Origin of the sequence: Dyella subtropica, from assembly GCF_026283965.1 — a bacterium.
Classification (GTDB): domain Bacteria; phylum Pseudomonadota; class Gammaproteobacteria; order Xanthomonadales; family Rhodanobacteraceae; genus Dyella_D; species Dyella_D subtropica.
Window position 1 is genome coordinate 528,660 of the sequence record NZ_JAPDPD010000001.1, and the last position, 22,997, is coordinate 551,656.

General features: G+C 61.3%; 24 protein-coding genes. 23 read left to right on the forward strand and 1 reads right to left on the reverse strand.

Annotated features, from left to right (window positions below; all coding sequences use genetic code 11):
- Window positions 1-10: 10 nt before the first annotated feature.
- Window positions 11-2,656: a response regulator gene (locus OUZ45_RS02330; protein ID WP_266168286.1), complete on the reverse strand. Its 2,646-nt coding sequence runs from the start codon at window positions 2,654-2,656 to the stop codon at window positions 11-13.
- A gap of 713 nt (window positions 2,657-3,369) precedes the next feature.
- Here OUZ45_RS02330 and OUZ45_RS02335 point away from each other — a divergent pair.
- The 23 genes from OUZ45_RS02335 (at window position 3,370) to OUZ45_RS02445 (ending at window position 22,982) form a co-directional block, all read left to right on the forward strand.
- Window positions 3,370-4,506 carry a M23 family metallopeptidase gene (locus OUZ45_RS02335; RefSeq protein WP_266168287.1) on the forward strand — a complete coding sequence of 379 codons (1,137 nt, stop codon included), beginning with the start codon at window positions 3,370-3,372 and terminating at the stop codon, window positions 4,504-4,506.
- Between the two features lie 140 nt (window positions 4,507-4,646).
- Window positions 4,647-5,606, forward strand: coding sequence for an alginate lyase family protein (locus OUZ45_RS02340; protein ID WP_266168288.1), 960 nt, complete (start codon window positions 4,647-4,649; stop codon window positions 5,604-5,606).
- A gap of 119 nt (window positions 5,607-5,725) precedes the next feature.
- Window positions 5,726-6,400, forward strand: a complete 675-nt coding sequence (locus tag OUZ45_RS02345; protein WP_266168289.1) for a methyltransferase family protein — start codon at window positions 5,726-5,728, stop codon at window positions 6,398-6,400.
- Window positions 6,401-6,567: 167 nt separating this feature from the next.
- Window positions 6,568-8,898, forward strand: coding sequence for an isoamylase (locus OUZ45_RS02350; protein WP_266168290.1), 2,331 nt, complete (start codon window positions 6,568-6,570; stop codon window positions 8,896-8,898).
- A 1,154-nt stretch (window positions 8,899-10,052) separates the two neighbouring features.
- Window positions 10,053-10,541 (forward strand): hypothetical protein, encoded by a 489-nt coding sequence (locus OUZ45_RS02355; protein ID WP_266168291.1) that lies wholly within the window; start codon window positions 10,053-10,055, stop codon window positions 10,539-10,541.
- Between the two features lie 125 nt (window positions 10,542-10,666).
- Window positions 10,667-11,146 (forward strand): hypothetical protein, encoded by a 480-nt coding sequence (locus OUZ45_RS02360; protein WP_266168292.1) that lies wholly within the window; start codon window positions 10,667-10,669, stop codon window positions 11,144-11,146.
- A gap of 85 nt (window positions 11,147-11,231) precedes the next feature.
- On the forward strand, window positions 11,232-11,633 hold the full coding sequence (locus OUZ45_RS02365) for a hypothetical protein (RefSeq protein ID WP_266168293.1): 402 nt from the start codon (window positions 11,232-11,234) through the stop codon (window positions 11,631-11,633).
- 5 nt (window positions 11,634-11,638) lie between these two features.
- A complete protein-coding gene (locus OUZ45_RS02370; protein ID WP_266168294.1) occupies window positions 11,639-12,400 on the forward strand; it encodes a hypothetical protein in 762 nt (253 codons plus the stop codon).
- A 20-nt stretch (window positions 12,401-12,420) separates the two neighbouring features.
- Entirely contained in the window at window positions 12,421-13,230 is an 810-nt protein-coding gene (locus OUZ45_RS02375) for a hypothetical protein (protein ID WP_266168295.1), read from the forward strand.
- Between the two features lie 11 nt (window positions 13,231-13,241).
- Entirely contained in the window at window positions 13,242-13,931 is a 690-nt protein-coding gene (locus OUZ45_RS02380) for a Pvc16 family protein (RefSeq protein ID WP_266168296.1), read from the forward strand.
- The gene (locus OUZ45_RS02385; protein ID WP_266168297.1) at window positions 13,916-14,485 is read left to right on the forward strand and encodes a hypothetical protein; all 570 of its coding nucleotides are present in this window, start codon (window positions 13,916-13,918) and stop codon (window positions 14,483-14,485) included. Before OUZ45_RS02380 ends, OUZ45_RS02385 begins: the two co-directional genes overlap by 16 nt.
- Window positions 14,486-14,565: 80 nt before the next feature.
- The gene (locus tag OUZ45_RS02390; RefSeq protein WP_266168298.1) at window positions 14,566-16,221 is read left to right on the forward strand and encodes a phage tail sheath family protein; all 1,656 of its coding nucleotides are present in this window, start codon (window positions 14,566-14,568) and stop codon (window positions 16,219-16,221) included.
- Between the two features lie 50 nt (window positions 16,222-16,271).
- A complete protein-coding gene (locus OUZ45_RS02395; RefSeq protein ID WP_266168299.1) occupies window positions 16,272-16,718 on the forward strand; it encodes a phage tail protein in 447 nt (148 codons plus the stop codon).
- 40 nt (window positions 16,719-16,758) lie between these two features.
- A complete protein-coding gene (locus OUZ45_RS02400) occupies window positions 16,759-17,145 on the forward strand; it encodes a hypothetical protein (RefSeq protein ID WP_266168300.1) in 387 nt (128 codons plus the stop codon).
- A complete protein-coding gene (locus tag OUZ45_RS02405) occupies window positions 17,112-17,294 on the forward strand; it encodes a DUF6760 family protein (RefSeq protein ID WP_266168301.1) in 183 nt (60 codons plus the stop codon). The genes OUZ45_RS02400 and OUZ45_RS02405 overlap by 34 nt, the downstream gene beginning before the upstream one ends.
- A gap of 1 nt (window position 17,295) precedes the next feature.
- Complete coding sequence (locus OUZ45_RS02410; RefSeq protein ID WP_266168302.1) at window positions 17,296-17,823, forward strand: phage tail protein; 528 nt, start codon at window positions 17,296-17,298, stop codon at window positions 17,821-17,823.
- A 1,403-nt stretch (window positions 17,824-19,226) separates the two neighbouring features.
- Complete coding sequence (locus OUZ45_RS02415) at window positions 19,227-19,514, forward strand: hypothetical protein (protein ID WP_266168303.1); 288 nt, start codon at window positions 19,227-19,229, stop codon at window positions 19,512-19,514.
- Window positions 19,514-20,158: a CIS tube protein gene (locus tag OUZ45_RS02420; protein ID WP_266168304.1), complete on the forward strand. Its 645-nt coding sequence runs from the start codon at window positions 19,514-19,516 to the stop codon at window positions 20,156-20,158. Before OUZ45_RS02415 ends, OUZ45_RS02420 begins: the two co-directional genes overlap by 1 nt.
- A gap of 2 nt (window positions 20,159-20,160) precedes the next feature.
- Window positions 20,161-21,213, forward strand: coding sequence for a phage late control D family protein (locus tag OUZ45_RS02425; RefSeq protein WP_266168305.1), 1,053 nt, complete (start codon window positions 20,161-20,163; stop codon window positions 21,211-21,213).
- On the forward strand, window positions 21,210-21,842 hold the full coding sequence (locus tag OUZ45_RS02430) for a phage baseplate assembly protein V (RefSeq protein ID WP_266168306.1): 633 nt from the start codon (window positions 21,210-21,212) through the stop codon (window positions 21,840-21,842). Before OUZ45_RS02425 ends, OUZ45_RS02430 begins: the two co-directional genes overlap by 4 nt.
- Window positions 21,843-21,859: 17 nt before the next feature.
- Window positions 21,860-22,273, forward strand: coding sequence for a PAAR domain-containing protein (locus OUZ45_RS02435; RefSeq protein WP_266168307.1), 414 nt, complete (start codon window positions 21,860-21,862; stop codon window positions 22,271-22,273).
- A 38-nt stretch (window positions 22,274-22,311) separates the two neighbouring features.
- A complete protein-coding gene (locus tag OUZ45_RS02440) occupies window positions 22,312-22,716 on the forward strand; it encodes a GPW/gp25 family protein (RefSeq protein ID WP_266168308.1) in 405 nt (134 codons plus the stop codon).
- 20 nt (window positions 22,717-22,736) lie between these two features.
- On the forward strand, window positions 22,737-22,982 hold the full coding sequence (locus OUZ45_RS02445) for a hypothetical protein (protein ID WP_266168309.1): 246 nt from the start codon (window positions 22,737-22,739) through the stop codon (window positions 22,980-22,982).
- Window positions 22,983-22,997 lie beyond the last annotated feature (15 nt).

Genomic DNA, 22,997 nt, shown 5'->3' on the forward strand with positions numbered 1-22,997 from the left:
TGTTCTCCGTCTATCGGGTCCCGTCATGGGTCTTGCTGGCCAGGCTCTGGATGACAGCCAGCAGCTCTGGGTTCGTGACATGAGACTTCACCAGCGTCGCGGCGACCCGGCCGGACTCCGCAATGGAAAGCTCGCTCGCGGAGAACACCAGCACCGAAGGTCGCGGCACCAATTGCTCGATGAGCGGCAGCAAGTCCCAACCGGAGCGATCCGGCAGCGTAAGATCCAGAACCACCAGATCGTATCGAGCCGTGGTCAGCAACAACGACGCCTCCTGGAAGCTGGCAGCGCTGCTGAACTCGGCCACCTCCGCGCACAGCGACGCCACAATTTGGCGCAGATCCGGATCATCTTCGACATGAAGCACGCGGCTCTTTCCACTGGTGCTGCCAGTGATTCCTTGATGGACGGCTTTGAGCAGCCGCTCCTGGTCGATCGGCTTGGCGATCCAGTCCACCACGCCCAACCCATCGCCCTCATTGGGTCGGCGAGTGCGGCGCAAATGGCCCGACACCACCACCACGCACAAATCCTGAGTGGCGGGATCGGCACGCAGCTCGCGCAAGAACGCCCTGCCATCGAGGTCGGGCAGCTGGATATCGAGAGTCAACACGGCGAAATTCTGTTCCGCGAGCAGCCGTCGGGCGGTCGTCCCGTCATGAGCGGCCACGGCGTCGTAGCCGGCCTGATCGAGCATCATGCAGAGCAGGTTGGCGACATCATGGTCGTCCTCGCAGACCAGGACTTTGGGGCGCAGTGAGGCGACCTTCGGGATCGGGGCGAGCGGGGCGGGGGCGACTTCGGTCCATTCCGGCAGATCGACATGGAAGGTGGTGCCTTCTCCCACCTGCGTCGTAAATCCGATGGCGCCGCCCATGGCCTCCGTGATGGCCCTGGAAATGGACAGCCCAAGGCCTGTACCGCCCTTCGTGCGTGTGTCGGACGAGTCGGCCTGGGAAAACTTTTCAAACACCTTGTGATGGAACGATTCGGGGATGCCCGGCCCACGATCAGTCACCGTGACGCGGATCGATCCGCTTTCACGCACTATCTGCATATCCACACTGGCGCCGTGCGGCGAGAACTTGGCGGCGTTGCCCATCAGATTGGTCAGCACCTGCATCAAGCGGTCGGCATCGACCCGAACCCGTGCGTCTGGCAGCGGTGCCGTCAGCGCAAAAGACACACCGAACTTCTCCGCATAGGCACGATTGGCCACCATGGCCTGCTCGACCAGCGGTTGCAGCTCGTGCGGCTTCAGGTCGAACTGCATATGGCCGGACGCTATCTTTTCGATGTCGAGGATGTCGTTGATCAGCCGCACCAGCCGTTCGCTGTTCTTGCTGGCGAGATCCACCAACGTCTTGGTCTGACCGGAAAGGGCGCCGCCCACGCCGCCCGAAAGCAGGCCCAGCGATCCCATGATGGAGGTCAACGGCGTGCGCAGTTCGTGACTCACGGTAGAGATGAACTCGTTCTTCATGCGCTCTACCTGCTTGCGCTCGCTGATGTCCTCCAGCGTGCCCACGTAGCCGAGCAACTGATCGCCATTGCGCATGGCGGCGGTTTTGCAACTCACCCACGTGGTTGAGCCGTCGTTGCGCAGGAAATGGCAATCCGCCGTAAACGTAGCGTTTTGCGCGACCGTCTCTCGCCACTGCGACATGACGCGGTCCTGGTCGTCCGGATGGATGCCCGAATTCCACGGCTTGCCGCGCATCACGTCATCGGAGTAGCCGGTAATCTGCTGGTACATCTGGTTGACATGCAGGCAGTGTCCCTGTGCGTCCGTAACGAACGTGCCCAGCGGAGAAGCCTCATCCATTGCTGAGAAGCGTGCAGTGCTCTCCATCAGGCTTGCCTCGACCTGCCTGCGTTCCTCGATCTCCTCAGCAAGCCCGCGGGCATATCGGCGCTGCTTGCCCAGCACCAGGCCAACCCCTGCAAGCCCCGTCAGGGCGACGAAAGCCAGCAAGCCGAACGCTTGCAGCAGCGACTGTCGCGACGCCGCGGCTAGCGGGGTCACCGGGCGGATCACTTCCAGCACGCCGCGCACATCGCCCACCTTCCAGTCTTTCTTGGGGCTGGCCGGATGAGAGTTATGGCAAGCGATGCACTGCGGCAGCATGCGGTCGGCTACCGCGTAGCGAAACACCTGTTGGCCCTGGTAGACATCGAAGCGCCCGATCGGCCGGCCGGGATCGCGCAACAGCGAACTGAGCGCGTCGCGTTCGAAAGCATCGTGAGGTCCGCCATCCTTGCGCCAGGGGAAGGGGTAGTTGCTATAGAGCCGCACCTTCAAGCCCGAAGCGTGCTGGCTCAGGCGCTGGCCCAACTCGATCGTCAGCGTGGCCGGAAGCGGGATGGCGGCGTCTTTTTGCTGATAGTCGTGAGTTACTTCGATACCGTGCCCACGCACCCGCTCCACCACATCGGAGGTATACAGAGCACGCAATTCCGACATCGTTTCGGACTGTAGCCGCGCGCCTTGCTCGGCCAGGGTGGCAACCAGCTTCTCCTGCAGGTGGCTCAAGTACCAGAACGTCACCCCGGTGACCGCGACCACAAGCGTCGTCAATACCAGCACGATGTGTTCGAAGACGAACCGGACGACGACATTCTTCCCAGCGGTCTGAGAGCGTGCTTGTGCGTCCAATTCAGCCCCCTTGTTGCAGGAATTGGCAATCGACTCAGTTCGCTTGGCCGGCCGACGTCTTCAATGACGACATGCTCATCCGACGGTTCCGAGAGCAGCACATGCCTAGCGAGCAATCTCCCCTTTAGGACAGATCGCTTCATGCGAGGGTTTCCCGCCAAGAGAACGCGGTAAGGCGCCTTAGGTAAGGTCTGAATAACGTTCGATCGTCTTCCGGCGAACGCCGGAATCAAGTACCTATGACGCGTCATCCAGTCACTGGATGACCAGCTTCGAGGTTGCCGGGACGACGAGCTATTCAGGCCATCCTTGGTTCCTTGCATTCTTTGCATAGCCCAGGTCGAGGCTTTGTGAAGGTAGCTTGCACAAAGCTTTCGATGGCTGTGCGAAAGAGAGATGGCAACGAACATCCAACGCCGCACCTTAGCGGCGAATCTCAGCTGTGCGAGTTGTTTGCTCCCTCCTCTGCTTGCGACGCAAGCGAGTCCCGTGGGATAGGGGAGGGTCGGGGAGGGGTGAGTACTTGAGAAAGCGCCGCGGGAGAGGTTTTCGCGAGGGCTCCCCCTCCCAGCCTCCCCCAGCCGGCAAGGGGAGGAGAAAGCCGCGCCAGCTGAGACGCGACGCGAATCAGAACGCAGCATGACCGATGACCCATAGCCACCACTGCGAGGCAATGGCAACGTGTGCGCCCGCTGGTTGCAGGATCCTGTTCAATGAAACGGTTTTGCGCGTGGGTCATGCTTGCGGCTTCAGGTCTTGCTCTGGCCGATGGCCGGCCACCACTCTTCGATGCGTTCGACATACAAGTGCCATGGTCGCCGGCACCGGTGACGATCGCGGGGAAGACGCAGCTTGTCTATGAAGTTCATCTGTCGAGCTTTGCGGAAGACTCGTTGGTGCTTGAGCGCGTCGACGTCGTCGACAAGGACCATGGCAAGACCGTTGCCAGTCTTGAGGGAGAGGCGCTTCGGCAGGCACTGAGGCGTCCGGACCATCCGGCGAAGGAAAGCGATCTGGCGCAGATCCCTGCAGGCGTACGCGCACTGGTTTATCTGTCCGTGCCGGGCGATGGTCTTGCAGGGCATCGCATCGAAGAGCTGATTACCTACCGCATGCCGAGCGGTAACGAAGCCACCGTGCATGGCGGTGCGTTCACTGTCGGCGAGGTAGCGCCTGTGAGGCTTGGGCCTCCCTTGCGCGGCGGTCCGTGGACGCCGATTTACAGCGCTGACTGGCAACGCGGGCACCGTCGCGTGCTGTATGCCGTCAACGGCAAGGTCCATGTTCCCGGACGATTCGCCGTCGACTGGATCAAGGTCGACGATTCGGGAAAACACGCCCGCGGCGATGGAGCGAGGCCAGCCGACTGGTTCGGTTACGGTGAAGACGTGCTCGCGGTCGCCGACGCCACCGTGGTCGATGCGAAAGACGGCATGGCCGAACCGGAGCGCGTTTCCAGTAGCAACAAAGTGCCCATGGAAAACGCGAGCGGCAACTTCATCGCGCTGGATCTCGGCCAGGGTCGCTACGTGTTCTACGAGCACCTGAAACCCGCCAGCATCAAGGTTCACTTGGGCGACAAGGTCAAGCGCGGACAAGTCATAGGGTTGCTCGGCTATACCGGCAGCACCACGGGTCCGCACCTGCATTTGCATGTCAGCGACGGCAAGACGCCTCTCGACGCGGAAGGGTTGCCCTATGCCTTCGATGCGTTCGATCTGCTTGGCGCTTACGCTTCGCCGCAAGCATTTGGCGATGGACAGCCGTGGGTGCCCATTCGCGAAAAAATCGAGAGACGAACGGCCGAATTGCCCGCGCCATTCTCGGTGGTCAACTTTACCGCTGAGTGAGCGTTGTCAGCTCGACGGCCGTGCCAAGACACAGCTGTTGACGAGGGACTTCGAACTCGAAGCCGGAAAACATGCCGATGGCAATGCGCCGGCGATCGAGAAATTCAGCGGTATGACAATCAGGTCTAAAGGAATGGCTAATGGGTAGTCGAACGTTGTTGAAGATGGGTGCTTTCCTGCTGGCCGCTGGCATAAGCCTGGGCGCTAGTCAGAATGCCAGTGCGTGCAATGTGCCGGCGCCATTGGGCACGATCGATCCCCCGGGGTTCTATGATGACCCTGCGGGTTATGCGCAAGCGGTCAAGCCGATGCGCGCTTTCATCTCGCAGTTGAATCAAGCGGCAGATGCAGGCCAGTGGTCTTGCACGCTCGACCTGCTGCAAGGCTGGGCCGGCGGCAACGCGCTGATGGGGCCCATCACCGGATACCAGGGCTACTACGAGCGCTCCTGGGCAGGGACGGATTTTGCATTGGTGCTTCTGCGCATGCCGCAGGGTGTTCGCAATGCGAATGCGAGCCGGGTTGCCGCCATTACGCCGTGGCTGGAAAACATCGCCGTCGCCACGCGCGATGCGGACGCGATCAATCACCTGCACAACAATCTCGTGTACTGGGCTGGCCTGAATCTGACGGCCATCGGCACCATTGCCCAGAAGCCATACCTGATCGACGCCGGGCTTGCACGCGCACGCGAAGGCATCAACGACATCCAGCCGAACGGTTCGTTGACGCGTGAGGTGGCACGTGGCGATCGTGCGCTCCACTACCATACGTTCGCGCTGATCCCGCTGGTCTTCACCGCCGAACTTGTGAAGGGGCAAGGCATCGACCTTTATCAGGAGAACGGTAACGCCATTGCCCGCCTGGCCAATCTGGTAACCAATGCCGTTATCGATCCTTCCAGCTTCGCCAAGATCACCCCGATCCCGCAGCAGCTATTTCCCTGGACGTTCCAGGACGAGCTTTCGTGGATGGAGCCCTACTATGCGCGCACCAAGGACCCGCGACTGCCGGCGCTTATCGCACCGCGCAGGCCCTTCAGCGAGTGGCGTCTTGGCGGTAACGTGACGGCGACCTGGGGTGTTCCGCTGTCGCCGTGAGTTTCAGGTTAAGAGGTGAGCTGGGGTGCGTTCGCGAACCCCAGCTTACCGAAGCTCGGGTACATGGTTCGTCGCATAATGGCTTGTCATTGCCGTAACGCCTCGGAGGCGTAAGCGCCATGATCAAGCACATCATCCAGAACATCACGTTCAACGCCATCTTCATCTTGTTGCTGTTTGTTCCAGCGGGCACGCTGGCTTGGCCGCAAGGGTGGATCTTCCTGATCCTTTTCGATGGATGCAGCATCGCGACCGGCATCTGGCTTTCGAAGGTCGATCCGGCGCTGCTCGCCGCACGAATGAAATCGCCTTTCAGCCCCGAGCAGCGGCCACATGATCGTCGGATCATGGCCGCACTGATGGTGGTCTTCTGTGCCTGGCCGGCCTTCATGGGGCTGGACGCGCGCGGCTTGGGCTGGTCGCATACGCCGCTATGGGCGCAGGCCATCGGTGCGGTGCTGATCCTGATCGGCTTCTGGGCATGGAGCCGTGTCCTTCGCGCCAACAGTTTCGCGGCCGTCACGATCCAGTTGCAGCCAGAGCGCGGCCAGACCGTGATCTCCACCGGCCCTTATGCCTACGTACGCCACCCGATGTATGCGTTCACCTTGTTTCTGCTGGTAGGGGCGCCGCTGCTGCTCGGGTCGCTATGGGGCCTCATGGGCATCGTGGTCACCATGCCGCTGATGGCCCTGCGGGCGCTGGGCGAAGAAGCCATGCTGATGGACGGGTTGCCGGGCTATCGCGCATACGCTGAAAAAGTGCGTTATCGCTTCGTGCCCGGTATCTGGTAGCCGAACCCGCATCGTTCCCCGAATGCATTGCTGGCCTTGGTCACGGCGATGACGACGGCGTTCGTCTTGTCAGTATCTGCGCAATGAATACGTATGCATTCACTGGTTGCTGCAGCGCGATGCTACCTACGATGCGATGCACTTCCAACCGAATGAGGCAGGCCCGAATGAAACGTTCGAAGATCCTTGTCGCACTGTTCGCGTGGGCCGGCCTCGCTGGAATGCCCTTCATGCCGGCCCGGGCGGCCATCGACAGCATGAGCCTTGGCGCGAGCTACAACGCGCAGAAGACCAGCATCACCTTTCGCATCTATTCTTCGCAGGCTACGCGCATCGCGCTCTACCTTTATGCGAGCGGTTACGGCGCGCAGGAGTCGGCCACCTATGTACTGACGCCGGTCGGCGGCGGTGTGTGGTCGGTGACGGTTCCGGTGTCGGCGATACAGGCGGCGGGCATCACCGGACCGGTCTACTACGGCTATCGCGCCTGGGGACCGAACTGGCCGTATGACGCGAGCTGGGGCAAGGGCTCGGCGGCCGGATTCATTTCGGATGTCGATGCCAATGGCAATCGCTTCAATCCGAACAAGCTGCTGCTGGATCCTTATGCGCTGGAGATGAGTCAGGATCCGCTCAATACGTCCAACCAGAACGGCAACATTTTCGCCTCGGGCCCCGCCAACCGGAACACCGACAGCGGCATGTATGCCCCCAAGGGCATCGTGTTGTCGGCGAGCGGGCAGGGCACCGGCATCAAGCCGACCCGTGCGCAGAAAGACGATGTCATCTATGAGGTGAACGTCCGTGGGTTCACCAAGCAGGACACGAGTATTCCGGCGGCCTATCGTGGCACGTATTACGGTGCGGGGCTCAAGGCGGGTTACCTGGCCAGCCTCGGTGTTACGGCCGTGGAGTTCCTGCCCGTGCAGGAAACGCAGAACGACGCGAACGATGTCGTGCCCAACTCGAGCGCAAACCAGAATTACTGGGGCTACATGACCGAGGACTACTTCGCCCCGGATCGTCACTACGCCTATAACAAGGCAGCAGGCGGTCCGACCGCCGAGTTCCAGGCGATGGTGAAAGCGTTCCACGATGTCGGCATCAAGGTGTACATGGACGTGGTCTACAACCACACCGCCGAAGGCGGCACGTGGGCCAGCAACGATCCCTCCACCGCAACCATCTATTCGTGGCGCGGGCTGGACAACGCGACGTATTACGAACTGACTTCGGACAACCAGTACTTCTACGACAACACCGGCATCGGCGCGAACTTCAACACGTACAACACCGTCGCGCAAAACCTGATCGTCGACTCCATGGCCTACTGGGCCAACGCCATGGGCGTGGACGGATTCCGTTTCGATCTCGCCTCCGTGCTAGGCAACAGCTGCTTGAACGGTGCCTATCAATCGGCTGCGCCGAATTGCCCAAACGGCGGGTACAACTTCGATGCGGCCGATGCCAACGTGGCGATCAACCGCATCCTGCGCGAATTCACGGTGCGTCCGTCGACGGGTGGTAGCGGGCTCGACCTTTTCGCGGAACCTTGGGCGATCGGCGGCAATTCCTATCAGCTCGGCGGTTTCCCGGTGGGCTGGTCCGAATGGAATGGTGTCTACCGGGACACCTTGCGCCAGGCGCAGAACGATCTGGGCACTATGCCCGTATCCATCGGACAGGAGGCGACGAACTTTGCCGGATCGTCCAACCTGTTCCAGGGCAGCGGTCGCTCGCCGTGGAATTCGACCAACTTCATCGACGTGCATGACGGCATGACGCTCAAGGACGTCTATGCCTGCAACGGCTCCAACAACCATCAGTCGTGGCCTTACGGTCCGTCCGATGGCGGAACCAGCACCAACTACAGCTGGGATCAGGGCATTTCGAACGGCTCGGGCACGGCGTTCGATCAGCGCCGTGCCGCGCGCACCGGCATGGCATTCGAAATGCTGTCGGCGGGCACGCCGCTGATGCAAGGCGGCGATGAATACCTGCGCACGCTCCAATGCAACAACAACGCCTACAACCTCGACTCCACCGCCAACTGGCTCACCAATAGCTGGACCACCGATCAATCCAACTTCTACAACTTCGCGCAGCGACTGATTGCGTTCCGCCGGGCGCACCCGGCGTTTCGTCCGGCGACCTGGTACACCGCCAGCCAAGTCGTGTGGTATCAGCCCAGCGGCGCGGTCGCTGACAGCAACTACTGGAGCAATACCGGCAATCACGCCATCGCCTACACCATCGACGGGCCTTCGCTGGGCGATACCCATGCCATGTACGTCGCGTACAACGGCTGGTCGGGCAACGTCACCTTCACCTTGCCGGCACCACCTTCCGGAACCCAGTGGTACCGCGTCACCGATACGTGCAATTGGAACGATGGCCCCGATACGTTCGTCACTCCGGGCAACGAGGCGCTGATTGGCGGTGCGGGCAGCACGTATGGGCAATGCGGGCAATCGTTGTTGCTGTTGATTTCGAAGTAATCGCCGAGTTGCGAAGCAACAACTCCCTCTCTTTGCCTTCGCCTCCTCTCCCTTTCGGGGAGAGGATTGAGGTGAGGGGCGGGTGCTCGCGATAGCACTCCTACTTCGTCACCCCTGCGAAGGCCGGGGTCTAGTGGCGTTGCCGCTTCGATGCTCCATTGTCGCGACCTGGCCGCTTATGCAGCGGGCATTCCGACTCGCTGCCGCGAGCCGGGTCACTTTCTCTTTGCTGGCCCACGCACCCGCAGGAGCGGGTGCGAACAGCGCAGCTGGCCCGAAGGGCGGAGGGCATGGATGCCCGGAGTAAAGAGAAAGTAACCAAAGAGATAATGGCCTCAGAGCAGGCGGTGGGCTCTGTAGCTGCGCGTTTTCCAGTGTCAGGCGTCTAGATGGCTTCTCCCTTTTCATGCTCTTCCTCAAAGGGGAGAGGCGTGTCCTGTGTATTTCGAGGCGTCGATGTGAGCATCGGTAGGAGCGCACCCTGTGCGCGAAACGCGCCCGATAGGGCGCGCGCTTGGGAAGCAGCACCGCTTCATAAGCGGCCAGGTCGCCATGGCGCATCGATTGTCGCGAACACAGAACACATCCCTCAGCAACCACGCCCTCTCGAGCTCCTCAAACACCTTGAAGGGGATGGCTCTTAGCCCACGTGTGCGTCCCCGTCATCACTGGATACAGGATGGGCCTGAAGGAAGTGAACGTCTTCGCATAGGTGTCCGTCGAAGCGCTTGAGTATCCGGCCATGGGCGGCAATGACAGCCTCGACCTACCCTGTAGAGAACGGATGTTTCCTGCGTTCACAATTTCATCACCAAGCGAACATTACGTTTGCCTGACGAGATGATTCGCGATAGGGCCGTTCTCTACACGCGCCATTCGCATCTACCGCGGCACTATCTCGCCTTTGCACGTCGAAGCATCTACGGGGGCGTTCAGATGCGACATTCGGCGGGCTATCGATCCTTGCTGCATTAGCCCCGTCATGGCAGGCGATTATGTCGCTCGCTGTGGTGTTTTCCTTGTTTTCATCGCATTGAGCGTGCATTCGCGATGAGCGGCGCGGTTGGTGCGATGGCCGGACGGCATAACACCGTTGATCCAGGGTGTTGGTTGGGAACATATCGCAGATAACCCACTGAGCAGGAGTAAATCGCATGAGCAGCACAGAGCAGGGGATGAGCGGCCATAAGAGCAACGTTGGCGCGATGGGTGGCAGCATCAGCCCCCAATACAATCAATTCATGAACATCGTTTTTACGGTGAGCGGCTCTACAACGGGGCCGCAGGTCACCATCAATCTGGCCTCGAAGAACGCGGGTTTCCCCATCGCTTTTACCACGGGGAATGCGGACGATCTTTCGAACGGCCTGATGGTTTCCATGAACACCCCGGGTGCTCTTCCGATCTCACAGGTCAACGTATTGCCGCAGAGCCTCGTGTTTCAGACGGCGTCCAGCGGCGGCGGCAATCAATGGTCGTTCCAATTGCAATGCTTCCTGGCCGGCGAGTCGGGTTTGCAGAATTTCACGTTGGCGGCGAATACTGATCCGAGCGTGACGATTTCCGCTTCACTCAACGGCGGCGCGTCAACGCCAGTCACCAAAACGCCCGCCCTATTCCAGTGGAAGCCCCTGCAGAGCTGATAGCGGTTGCGCGACAGCTCGATGACATGGGCCATGGATGGCCCTTCACGAAGCATGCGCAGCAGGTGTTCGTTTCGACAGTCCAGTGCGCAACAGAAGGCCATACCCGAACAGGAGTACATGGCATGAGCAACACTGAGCAGGGTTTAGGCGGCGGCAAGAAGATTGACGTCAGCGCGGCGAACGTGAATGCCAGCACCGAATACGAGCAATTCAAGCCCATCCAGTTCGTTGTGAGCGGTACGCAGGAGGGGTGCGAGATTGCCGTCAATTTGACCGACCTGGGCCAGGGCTATCCGGTCGAATTCAGTTTGGGTGGTCAGAGCGGATACTCGGCTGGACTGCATCTCTCGATGACTTCCCCTGGGACACTTCCGCTCGCAGACGTCATGGTCGTGCCGAACCAACTCACTTTCCAGACGGGTTCCAGCGGTCATGGCAAACCATGGTCGTTCCTATTCAATTGCTTTCTGGCCGGCGAAGCTGGCGTGCAGCAATTCGCGCTGTCCTGCTTTGCCGATCCGAGCGTGACCGTTCTCATGGAATTCGAGGGTCAGAAGAGCTATACGCTCTCCAACGTGCCCACCATTTTCTCTTGGAATTAATGAAGGTGTGCCTGTTCGCACGGCCAGCGTGTCTCGCCGTGACGGAAGGCGCCACGTGGATACAGGAATGCCTCGGGGGGATGCCATGCAAGCTGCGCCGACGTATCAGATTGCCTTCAAATTTCAGTTCAAGCAGGGCTTCACTCAGCCTCAGCAGGTACAGATAAACATCGTCGACTCGAACAATTTCGTGATGGTGAACGGGGAGCAGGTGCAATTGCAGCCCTATCTGGCGCTCTATACGCCACCTCTGTCGAACTTCAACATCTCGAAGCAGCAGATGTTCCTCAATATCGCCAATGGCGAAGGGGGCGAGGGCATGCAAGGGCTGGCCTGGGCCACGTTCACGAGCGGAAGCAGCGCCCAGACGTTGACCCTCAATCTGCAAGCGCAAACCGGTCTGATCAGCACAACTTATGCGGTGCTTGGCACCTCATCGAGCGGGGTGTTGAGCGCCGGCCAAAACATCATTTCGGTGAGCCAGTGACCGTCATGGGTGACCGCAATAGAGGGCCGAAGCACAAGGCCATACCCAAGGTGGATGAGCCTGCCGACGTAGCGAACTCGTCGGCTGCCGTCACCGCGGCTTCAGCCATGCCTGAGCCGGTCGAACCATCGCCCGACCAAGCGACTGCCGTGGGTGATGCGCCGGTGGCCGAGGCGGCTGAAACGGGCGCACCTGCTTCGATTGCGGCGGCCTCGACCGTGTCGGATCAGGGCCCACCGCTGCTCGACCGGGTTACTGCGGTGCACGCCGCGAAGATCGCCACGAAGATCGCTACGGCAGTGCGCGATTTTCCGCCGCTGACGAGGGCGCAGAAGGAGCATCTTCGCTCGCAGTTGGGAGAAGACACGCTGGACGCCAGTCTCTTTCAGGCCGACACGGCGGTTCCTTTCCAGCCATTGAGCATCGTGCTGCAAAACGTGCGTGCCAACAGCAAGGTGTTTGTCACCATCCGCGGCGATCAGACCGCGGTGTGGAGCGGAGGGGATGGCAGGGGCCTGGTCGGTCTCAGCTTTTCGTCGACGGGCGACCCAGCGTTGTACCTGCGCAATTTTTTGATCAATGCGCGGGAGTTTTTTGTGCAGACCTATAACGATAGCCAGGAGATTCGCGTGCAGCTCTACGTGAGAACCGCGCAGCCCGATTTGCGCGGGCGCGTGGATCTTCCTCCTGGTGCCGTAGCGACTCTGCAATCGAGCACCGACCGAACGAGTGTCGTGGGCTTGAGTGCCTTCGCCATCGATCTCTGAGCGAACAAGGACCGAGGATCGTGTCCCACACCTTGATTCCCGTCATATTGCAATTTACCAACGTAGCGAACAACTCCAATCTCAGCTTCACTTTCACCACGCCGGGCGTTCGATGGTCGCTGGGCAAGGGCATCGGTGACAGTCTGGGCTTTTCCTACAACGTGACACCGGACGGCGTTTACCAGCCCGTTCCGTGTTTGCAAGATGTGTCGTTCAACAACGACGTGCTGTCCCTGCGCACGTCCAGCCAGGCGCCGACCTTGTTCGGCTTCACCCTGACGCTGTTCCTTGAGGTCGCCGACGATGCCTCGTTCCTGACCGGGTATTGCACGCTCAATAATGAAGCGGTGGTGTACGGCTACCTGGGCAACGAGCGCCCGGTGCTGTGGCGCAACGGACGCATCAGCGCGGTGATCCAGCCGCCTTCAGTCAGTTACCGCAGCGTGCTGTTCAATATCGAGGGACTCAAGCCTGGCAAACAGGTGGATATCGAGCTCAATACCGACCCCGACTACGGCAAGGTGTCCTGGGTGCTGGGGCCGGGACATGGCAATGCGCTGGGCATTGATTTGAGCAGCAACGATGGCGGCAGCGTGCCCTTGTCTATGCTGTCCTACACCAAGAACCACATCGTGATGCAATCGCCGACGACCGATGGGGGAGGCGGCGCGACCAACCTGGTCTTGCTGGCCTACGTGTCATGGCAGCCCGATGACGTGCGTTATCTCTATTTGAGAGTGGTCGGCGACCCGGATGTTTCGGTGTACGCACAGGTCGGCACGCGCCAGCCGCAATGGGTGAGTCCCGGCTACACCTTGTTCACCCTGTAGCCGGGCCGCTGATGTCGATGCCGCCAAATCCATCTTCGCCAAACGCCGAAGCAGCGCCGCCGCCGACCAACGACAGCGGCCAGGTGGTGCGCTGGGTGAGCGAATCCTTGCGCAGCCTGGTGCGCAACAACATTCCGTTGTTGTCGGCTGAATCCGCCGTGGTATTCGATTCGCCGGCCGAGATCGAAGCTGTCGGCGAAAACAAACTGTCGCTGTACCTGTATCAGATCGAACACAACGTATGGCTGCGCAACCTGCCGCCCAGCCTGAGCGGTCGCCAGCTGCAGCCTCCCCGCACGCAAGTGACGCCCGCCCCGATGGTGGTCGATCTGGTCTACATGCTGGTGCCTTACGCGAAGTCGGCGGAGACCGAGCTGGTGCTGGCCGACCAGCTGTTGCGTCTGTTCCACGACATCCCGATATTGCAAGGCCCGTTGCTGCACCCCGGCTTGCGGCAGACCGGCAACGAGCGCATCGATATCGTGCCTCGCGACAACTCCATCGAAGCGCTGCGCGATCTGTGGGCGGGCTTCAGCGGCAAGTCCTACAAGTTGACCAAGCTCTACATGTTGTCGCCCGTACGCATCCCGACTGGCCGGCCGTTCGAGACGGACATCGTCACCGAGACCGAGTTGTCCATCGTCAATACACGGCCGTTGCCACCGAACTTCAACAGCGGGGCACCATGTACCACCGTCTGAACCGTCTGAGCGCCGTCATCGAGCTATGGGATAGCCACCGCGACCAGCCAGCACTCGGCGCCGCACCGCGTTTTCGTTTGAATGGCGTGCCCGCCGATCCCATCGCCAAGCCCGATGAGCGCTATGTACTGCTGGATCTCGCACCGGGCCGTTATGCGCTCGACGTGCTGACGAAGGCATTCAAGCCGCTCCAGATCCCTTTCACGGTGACTGCTGCAGGGACGCCGTTTGAAGCATGGCTGTCGTGCGCGCTCGAGCCGGGGCCGCTTTATGTTTACCCGGCTTACACGACCCTGATTCGCGGCCGGCTCGGCTCGGCGGCGCCCGGTGAGGTGACCATCAGCGCCGAGTACCGCTCGGCTCGCGGACTCCCGCGCCAGGTGGCGACACGCTGCACGCGCGATCAGGTTTACACGCTGGCATTGCCGGGCAAGCTCGCCAATCCCACGCAGGTCAGTTTGCGCTTCGTGGCGGCCGGCGGCGGCAGCCGCGAGCAGACCATCGCGGTAACGCCGGGTACTACGCAGCGGGTCGATGACATGTTTGCGAGCTGACAGCGCAGGTCTATGGGACGGGCGCCTCGAGAAGCTCGAGGTTTCCAGAGATTGAATCAACCATCGCGAGGAAGAGGATCGTGCCCAACTACCAGCATCCCGGTATCTATATCGAAGAAGTACCGGGCACCCGCAGCATCCAGGGTGCATCGACCTCCGTCGCCGCCTTCGTGGGTGTGACCGAGAAAGCACCCACCACCACCTTGCCCACGCCGACGCCGACACTGGTCACCAGCTGGAACGCCTACACGCGCCTGTTTGGCGGCCTCATCTGGTACGGCATGACGCCGTGGGCGGTGTATGAGTTTTTTCTTGAGGGCGGCACCGCCTGCTACATCGTGAGCGTCAACCAGACCAGCACCGGCAACGGCGCGCAGGCCACGGCCACCGTGGACAAAACGACGTTCAATGCGGCCAGTTCAGGCCTCTGGGGCAACAGCTTGCAGGTTTATATCTGCAACAACACAGCCACTCCCAGCAGCAACGGCAAGACCACCTCGACGCCGGTATTCAACTTGCAAGTAGTGGTGGCGGCCTCGGTCATAGACGGTGCCAGCAGCACGTCCAGTCTCGCCACCCAGATGCTGGCTGCCTATGTGCAGCAGAACGGGCTGACCTCAGGCCCCCTCAGCAACAGCAGCAGTGGTAATGGCACTGGCAATGGCACCAACTACTACGTGCTGGAGTCGTTCAACGGTTTCACCGACACGGGCCTGAACTTCACCGGCCGCATCAACGCGAACTCGATGTTCATCCGGGTGGCGACCACCGACGGCAAGCGTCCGTCCAATACCCAGTCGCCCTCGGCTTTCACCGGGGGCCAAAACCCCACCTGGGATCTCTTCGGTGGGGTAAACACGCTCAAGACCGTGCAGGGACTGAGCCTGCTGGCGGTGCCCGATACGGTCACCATCACCGACAGCAATGGCAATACCAATGCGGTGAAGCAAGGCCAGATGATCAACCAGGGGCTTGGGGTCTGCCAGGAGCTGAGCAGCCTGTTCTATGCCGCCGACCCGCCGTATGGGCAAACCGTGTCGAACGTCGTCGCGTTCAAGACCGGCACGCTGCAAGGCAGCTCGGCGATCAATTCCAGTTACGGCGCGCTGTACTACCCGTGGACGTGGATCTTCAACCCGCTCAGCAACACCAATGTGCCGATTCCGCCATCCGGGCCCGCGTTGGCGCGCTACGCCTATACCGATGGCTCCGTCGGTGTCTGGAAGTCGCCAGCCGGGGTCAACGATGGCGCCATGCGCTCGGTGGTGGCGCTGGCTCTGCCGCTGACCGACTCCGATCAGGACCAGTTGAACCCCAACGGTATCAACACACTGCGCAACCTGATCAATTACGGCAACGTCATCTACGGCGCGCGCACCGTGTCGCAGGACACGCAGTGGACCTATGTCAGCGTGCGCCGGCTCTTCATCTTCGTCGAGCAAAGCCTGAAGAACAGCCTTCAATGGGTGGTGTTCGAGCCCAACGACCAGGCGCTGTGGGCGGCGGTGACACGCGACGTCTCCGCCTTCCTCACCACGTTGTGGCAGCAAGGGGCGATGTTCGGTGCCACTGCGCAGGAAGCCTACTTCGTCACTTGCGACGCATCCAACAACCCACCGGAGACACGCATGCTCGGCCAGCTCTACATCGACATCGGCCTTGCGCCGGTGTACCCGGCCGAGTTCGTCGTCATCCGCATCACGCAGAAGACCGCTGGCCCGGATTCGGGCAGCTGAGCTGGAGCGATACATCGATGAGCACCCCACTTGGCTGGAGCAACTAACCCATGGTCACGCAACTTACCGACCCCTTCCGCGGCTTCCGCTTTCGCGTCGAAATCGCCGGTATCCAGGTCGCGGCGTTTTCCGAAGCCAGCGTGCCGGACATCAATGTCGAAACCGTCGACTATCGCGAAGGCACCGATCCCATCTACAAGCGCCCCTTGTCGGGGCTGACCAGCTATGGCCACCTCAGTCTCAAGAAGGGGCTGACCAGCGGCATGGATCTGTACAACTGGCAGCAACAGGTTTCCCAGCTCGGCTCGGGCAGCCCCAGCGCGCAAAAGAACATCACGTTGGTGCTGATGGATGCCGATGGCAGCGAGAAGGTGCGCTGGAATGTCATCAACGCGTGGCCTGTGAAATACGAGACCACCGGGCTCAACGCCAGCAGCAGCGACGTGATGGTGGAAACGCTGGAACTGGCGATGGACTACATGAACCGCATCAAGTGATGACGGGCGCACGCAGCTTTTCTCTACCGAGGGGGACACCATGGACGTGATCAGTACGGAAGTCGAATTCACTCTGCCGATCGGCTATCGGGACAGCGACGGCACCTTGCATCGCCAGGGTGTGATGCGGCTCGCCACGGCCGGTGACGAAATCCTGCCTTTGAAGGATCACCGCGTGCAGGCCAATCCCAGCTACCTGGCGATCATCGTGCTGTCGCGCGTGGTGGTGAAGCTGGGCACCTTGGAGATGATCAATACCAAGGTGATCGAGGACTTGTTCTCTGCCGATTTCAGCGCGCTGCAACAGCTCTACAACCGCATCAACCAGGTCGATGACGGCGGCGCCTCCACGCTTGCCGAGGAGGTCGGCGCACCGATGGGAAAGTCGGAAACGTGGCCGCGCCCGATCAGCTCTACGCAGAGATAGCGTTCATCGCCTACCACTTTCACTGGTCGCTCGACGACGTGCTGGCGCTCGAACACCGCGAGCGCCGTCGCTTTTGCGAGCACATAAGTCGCATCAACAAAGCGATGAGCGCGGACGATACGCGGCGCAGCCTCGATCTGGAGGGATGACATGGCACTGGGCATCAATGCTGCCGCGGCGGCAGTGCAGCGCTTGGGTAAACACCTTGACCCTTTCAAGGCCTACAACTTCTTCGTCGAAGTGGAGAGCATCCTGGTGGGCGGCTTTACCTCCGTAAGCGGGCTGGAGTCGAAGATGGAGGTACACACCGTGCGCGAGGGCGGGGTGAACGACAAAAGCTACAAGCTGGGCGGGCCGGTGACCTACAGCGACATCACACTGGAGTCGGGCATCACCGCGCTCGACCCGGTATGGCTGTGGTACCAGTCCACCTTGCAAGGCAATATCAAGCGCAAGAACGGCTCGATCTACCTGCTCAACGACATGGGCATTCCCTATGTCTGGTACGACTTCTACAACGCGTATCCGATCGAATGGCAGGGCCCCAGGCTGGATGCCAGCCAAACGCTGGTCGCCACGCAGCGCTTTGTACTGGCGCACGAAGGGATCAAGAAGAGCCTGGCGGCAACGGCTTATGCCGCAGCGGCTGGTGCGGCCAGCGCAGCGGGAGTCATCTAGTGCTTCGCACCGTCGCCATGACGCGTCCGCTGCAACGGCTGCGTGTGCGTGCCGGGCGGGGCATGCGCTTCGCGACGCATGGGTCTTTGCTGAGCGCGGCCGGCGGTCGGGTGGCGTTGTATTACCTGAGGATGGCATCGCAGTCGATGCAGATGCCGTATCGCCTGATCTGGCAGGGGCGGGTGCTGCTGGCGTCATCGACACGCATGTTGCGTATGCCCCATGCGTCTCTTGGCAGGCCAGAGCGGGATTTGCGCTTTGCAAGGTTGGCCCCTCACCACACGATTCGACCGCGCGCACTTGCTCCCTCTCCCCTCCGGGGAGAGGGTTGGGGTGAGGGGCGGGTGCTCGCGATGCCATCTCTACGTCGTCACCCCGGCGTAGGCCGGGGTCCAGTGGCGTTATCGCTCGGTTGTCGCGTTATCGCGACCTGGCTCGCCTGCCGCGGGCTTTCGAACCGCTACCGCGGTCCGAGTCACTTTTCTTTGCTTGCCCAAAGAAAAGTAACCAAAAGAAAGGGCACCCCGGTTTCGCGCTCTACGGGCTTTGCCCTCCGAGTCCGTGAGGTCTGGCCGGGCTTTTCGACACGACGTCCCTGTCGTGTCGAAAAGGCGCAGGCGTCCATGCCTGCGCCCCCTGCGGGGCCTTATCGTCCAGCCCTCACCGCTGCACAGGGGGCCCGTCACGGGCTCGCTGCGCATCGCCTCGCTGTTGCTCCCTCTCCCCCTGCTCTTATTTCTCTTGGGGGAGAGGGTTGGGGTGAGGGGACGCTCTTGCCTCAGTCTTTGCAATTACTGCGAAGCTTCTCTTCGATGTTTGCCGCACAGACAAACGTCTTCGCAAGGTTGCCCCCTCGCCTCAATCCTCTCCCCGAAGGGGAGAGGAGGCCACGCTCGTCACAGTTCAAGGTCTTCGCAAGATGGTTTGGGCAGCGCGCAGACACTCCCTCTCCCTCAAGAGAAATAAGAGCAGGGAGAGGGGGGTGGGGTGAGGGGGCGCTCTTGCCACAGTCTTTGCAATTACTGCGAAGCATCTCTTCGACATTCGCCGCACAGACAAACGTCTTCGCGAGGTTGCCCGCTCACCTCACTCTGCTCCCCGCAGGGGAGAAGAAGCATTGGAATGGGCTCCCCGGAGGGGAGAGGAGGCAGGTCTCGTCACGCTTCAAGGCATTCGCGAGAAGGTTTGGGCAGCGCGCAGATGCTCCCTCTCCCCCAAGAGAAATAAGGGCAGGGGGAGAGGGCCGGGGTGAGGGGCCGGGCTTGCGACAGTCTCCGTTATTACCTCAAAGCCGCTCTTCGATGTTTGCCGCACAAACAGAGGTCTTCGCGAGGTTGGCCCCTCACATCACTCCGCTTCCCGCAGGGGATAGGAAGCATGGGTTTGGGCTCCCCACAGGGGCGATGACAAATAGCATCACCGTCTTCGCCGATGCACCGCAGCAGCCTTCCGCCGCACTGATCTACCGCAAATCTCCGGTCCAGGCTCCGGTCGATCTCGGCCAGCAAGTCAAACGCATCGAACAGCACGTCACCCGCAAGGTCGTGCATGAGATTGCGCAAGCCACGCCGTGGCGCGGCCATATGGAGAAAGCGATGTTGACGCCGCGCATGGTGCACGAGCTGGCCGAGCAGGTGGCTGGTTTGATGACGCGGCATTCCTCGCTTGAACGTTACCGGCGGGGGCTGTGATGCTGGAGAAAGCGAAGATCATCGTGCAGCCGACCGCCAAGACCATCCCGGTGATGTACAACCCCACCGAGTTGTCGCTCAACAAATCGGTGGTGGTGCAAGGCGAGGGATCGAACATCCAGTTCCAGCGCGTCAACGACGACGACCTGGTCGTGAACCTGTTTTTCGATACCTACGACAGCAAGACCGACGTGCGGCGTTATACCGACGAGATCGCCGCGCTGACCAAGCCCACCGTGGGTACCGGCGTGCGCAAGGAGCCGCCGACGGTGGTGTTCTCCTGGGCCGGCGCCCTGTTCACCGGTTTGATCGTGCGCCTGGAACAGAAATTCACGCTGTTCCTCGAATCCGGCGTGCCGGTGCGCGCCGAGTTGACGGTGACTTTCAAGTCGGTGCTCACCCCCCAGCAGGACCTGGCCGCACGCGGCTATTTCAACTGTCGGCAGTTCTGGACCGTTGCGGAGAACGACCGGCTGTATCTGATCGCCGAGAACACCCTGGGCGACCCGGCGTTATGGCGCTTGATCGCCGATGCCAACGGCATCTATGACCCGCTGAACTTCCCCACGCCGGCCGATATCGGCAAGACGCTGGTGATCATCGACGTGCACGGCGAGTCGTACACACCGCCGGCGAGGGTGTGAGCATGTCCAACGACGCGCGCGCGGAAACCGCTGCCTTCCAACTGCTGCTCAACGGCAAGCCGCTGCCGACGAGCCTGTTGGCCGCCGTGCATTCGGTGGAGGTTTCCAACGAGATCAATGTGCCTGGCATGTTCAGCTTCAAATTCAACATGCTGTCGCAGAAGGGCAATTGGCAGGGCGCTGACCTGGACACGTTCAAGCCCGGGGATAAGGTGAGCATCCAAATGGGCATCGGACAGCCGAAGCCCCTGATCACCGCGCAGATCTATTCCATCGATCCCCATTTCGATGCCTATTCGGTCGCCACCGTCAGCGGCTTCGACACCATGGCCAAGCTGCGCTTCGGCAATCACACCAAGATGTTCAAGGAGCGCAACGAAAACCAGATCGCCACGGAAGTGGCCGAGTCGTCGCGGGTGCGCATCGAAACGCCCGGTTCGCCGGTCACGCTCAATGCCTGCGTGTGGCAGCGCCAGCAAACCAACTACCGTTTCCTGTTGAGTCGCTGCGAGCTGCTCAATTACGAGCTGGTGGTCAACGACATGACGGTGCTGTTCCGGCCCAGCGCGGAAGGGCTCAGCCCGGTGAAGTCGCTGGCCTTTCCGCGCGATCTGAAGCGCGTGAGCCTGCGCCTGCGTGTGCCCACCGAGGGCAGCACCGTGCAGATGCTCGGCTTCGATCCCGCCACCAATAAGGTGGTCAGCGCGCAGAGCAACCCCAACTTGGTACGCGCGCGCATGGGTGGCAGCGAATCGGGCTACGACTTTATCGATGCCTTTCCCAGCGCCGCCATCACCGTCACCGACCCGACCCTGACCACGGTGGAGGCGCTGCAAGCGCGCGCCAATGCGGAATTCATGCAGAACCTCAATCGCTTTATCGAAGGCGACGCGGAGCTGGAAGGCGACCCAACGCTGGTGGCCGGCGTGAACATTCGCCTCACTGGCCTGAGCCAGCGCTTCGACGGCATCTATTACATACGTTCCAGCAAGCATAGCTATGACGACAGCACTGGCTATCACACGACGTTGCAACTACGGAGGACGGGCGCATGAGCATGGATTTTCCGAAACCCCAGGCCCAGCCGGGGCAGCAGCTGGCCGGCGTGACGGTGGCGCAGGTCAATCGCACCGACGATCCCAAGGGCATGGGCCGGATTACTGTGAACTTCCAGATCGACGGCGCGCGGATCGAATCGGATTGGTTGCAGGTGATGAGCTTTTACGGCGGCCCGGATTACGGCGCCTTTTTCCTGCCGCGCAAGGATGAGTCGGTGCTGGTGGCGTTTGCCGACGGTGACATCAACCAGCCGTTCGTGCTCGGTACGCTGTGGAACGGCGGCATCAAGCCGCCGGTACAAGGTGCTGCGCGTCAGCAGGATGTGCGCTTGATCAAGACCAAGCAGGGCAAGCAGCTGCTGTTCGACGACAGCAAGGATGGTCAGCTCACCCTGATCGACGAAAAGCAGAACAAGGTGCAGATCGACACAGCCAACAATCGCATCGTGGTCGAGAGCAAAGGCGAGGTCAGCATCACTGCGGCCGGCAAACTCACATTGAAGGGCAGTGAAGTGGTGATCCAGAACACGTCCGGCTCGGTGAAGCTCGATTTGACCGCCGCCAGCTTGCAGGCGAGCGGCGGACAGAGCATGAAGCTCACCGCCACCATGATCGAGATCAATTGACGCGACGGAGCATCGAGATGGGCAAGCCAGCCGCACGTTTCGGCGACAGTATCGTCAACGCCGCCGATATCCACATTGTCCTGATCCCCTCGCCCGGCGGGCCGGTACCCACGCCGCAGCCTTGCCCGTTCAACGGCAAGATCACGCTCAGCGTCAGCACCAATGTGCGCATCAACGGACGCCCGGCCGCACTGCAGGGCTCGATGGCGCAAAACATGCCACCGCACATACCGCAGGGCGGGCCGTTCCAGGTGCCGCCCACCAATATGGGACGAGTGATCCTGGCCAGCACCACCGTGCGCATCAACCGCCGCGGCGCGGCGCGCGCGGGCGATTTTTGCGAAACCTGCCACGACATACCGCCCGCGGGGCCGCAGGCGCCCATGCCGTTGGTGGTGGTCACCGGCGTGCCGAACGTGCTGATCGGATGAGGCTGATCTTATGGGGCTGATCTTATGGGGATGATCGGATGAGCGCGATCCGCAACCAGGGCGATGACTTTCTCGGGCGTGGCTGGGCGTTCCCGGTGCAGGTGCAGGGTGGGCGCGTGGTCTTCGCCGTCGACGCGGAGGACATCCGCCAGGCGATTCTGCTGATCCTGCAAACGGCGCCGGGCGAACGGGTGATGCTGCCCGCGTTCGGTTGCCGCATCAACGAACTGGTGTTCGCGGCTGGCAACGCATCCACGCTGAGTCTGGCCCAGCTGTATGTACAGGAGGCGCTGGAGCAATGGGAACCGCGCATCCAGGTGGCCGGCGTGGCGGCCAGCATCGACCCGCGCCAGCCCAACTGCATGCAGATCGCCGTCGATTACCTGATCCGCGATCGCAATCGCCCGGACAACCTGGTCTATCCGTTTTACCTGAAGAGCTGATCGTCGAAAGGAGTGACACGATGAACCTGCACAACCTGCCAAACAACAACGATGCGCACGACGAGTTGCCTGGCGATACCGCGCGTACGCCCAGCCGCCTCGAGCAGCGCCTTGCCGTACTGCGCCAGGAATACGAGGCCGGCCAGACGCAACTGCGAGCCCTGGAGCAACGCTCACGCGACCTGCAGAACACGATGCTGCGCATCCATGGCGCGATCACGGTGTTGGAGGATTTGCTGGCGGAGGAATCGGCGCAGCCGGCTTGATGCAGGCCATGCGCA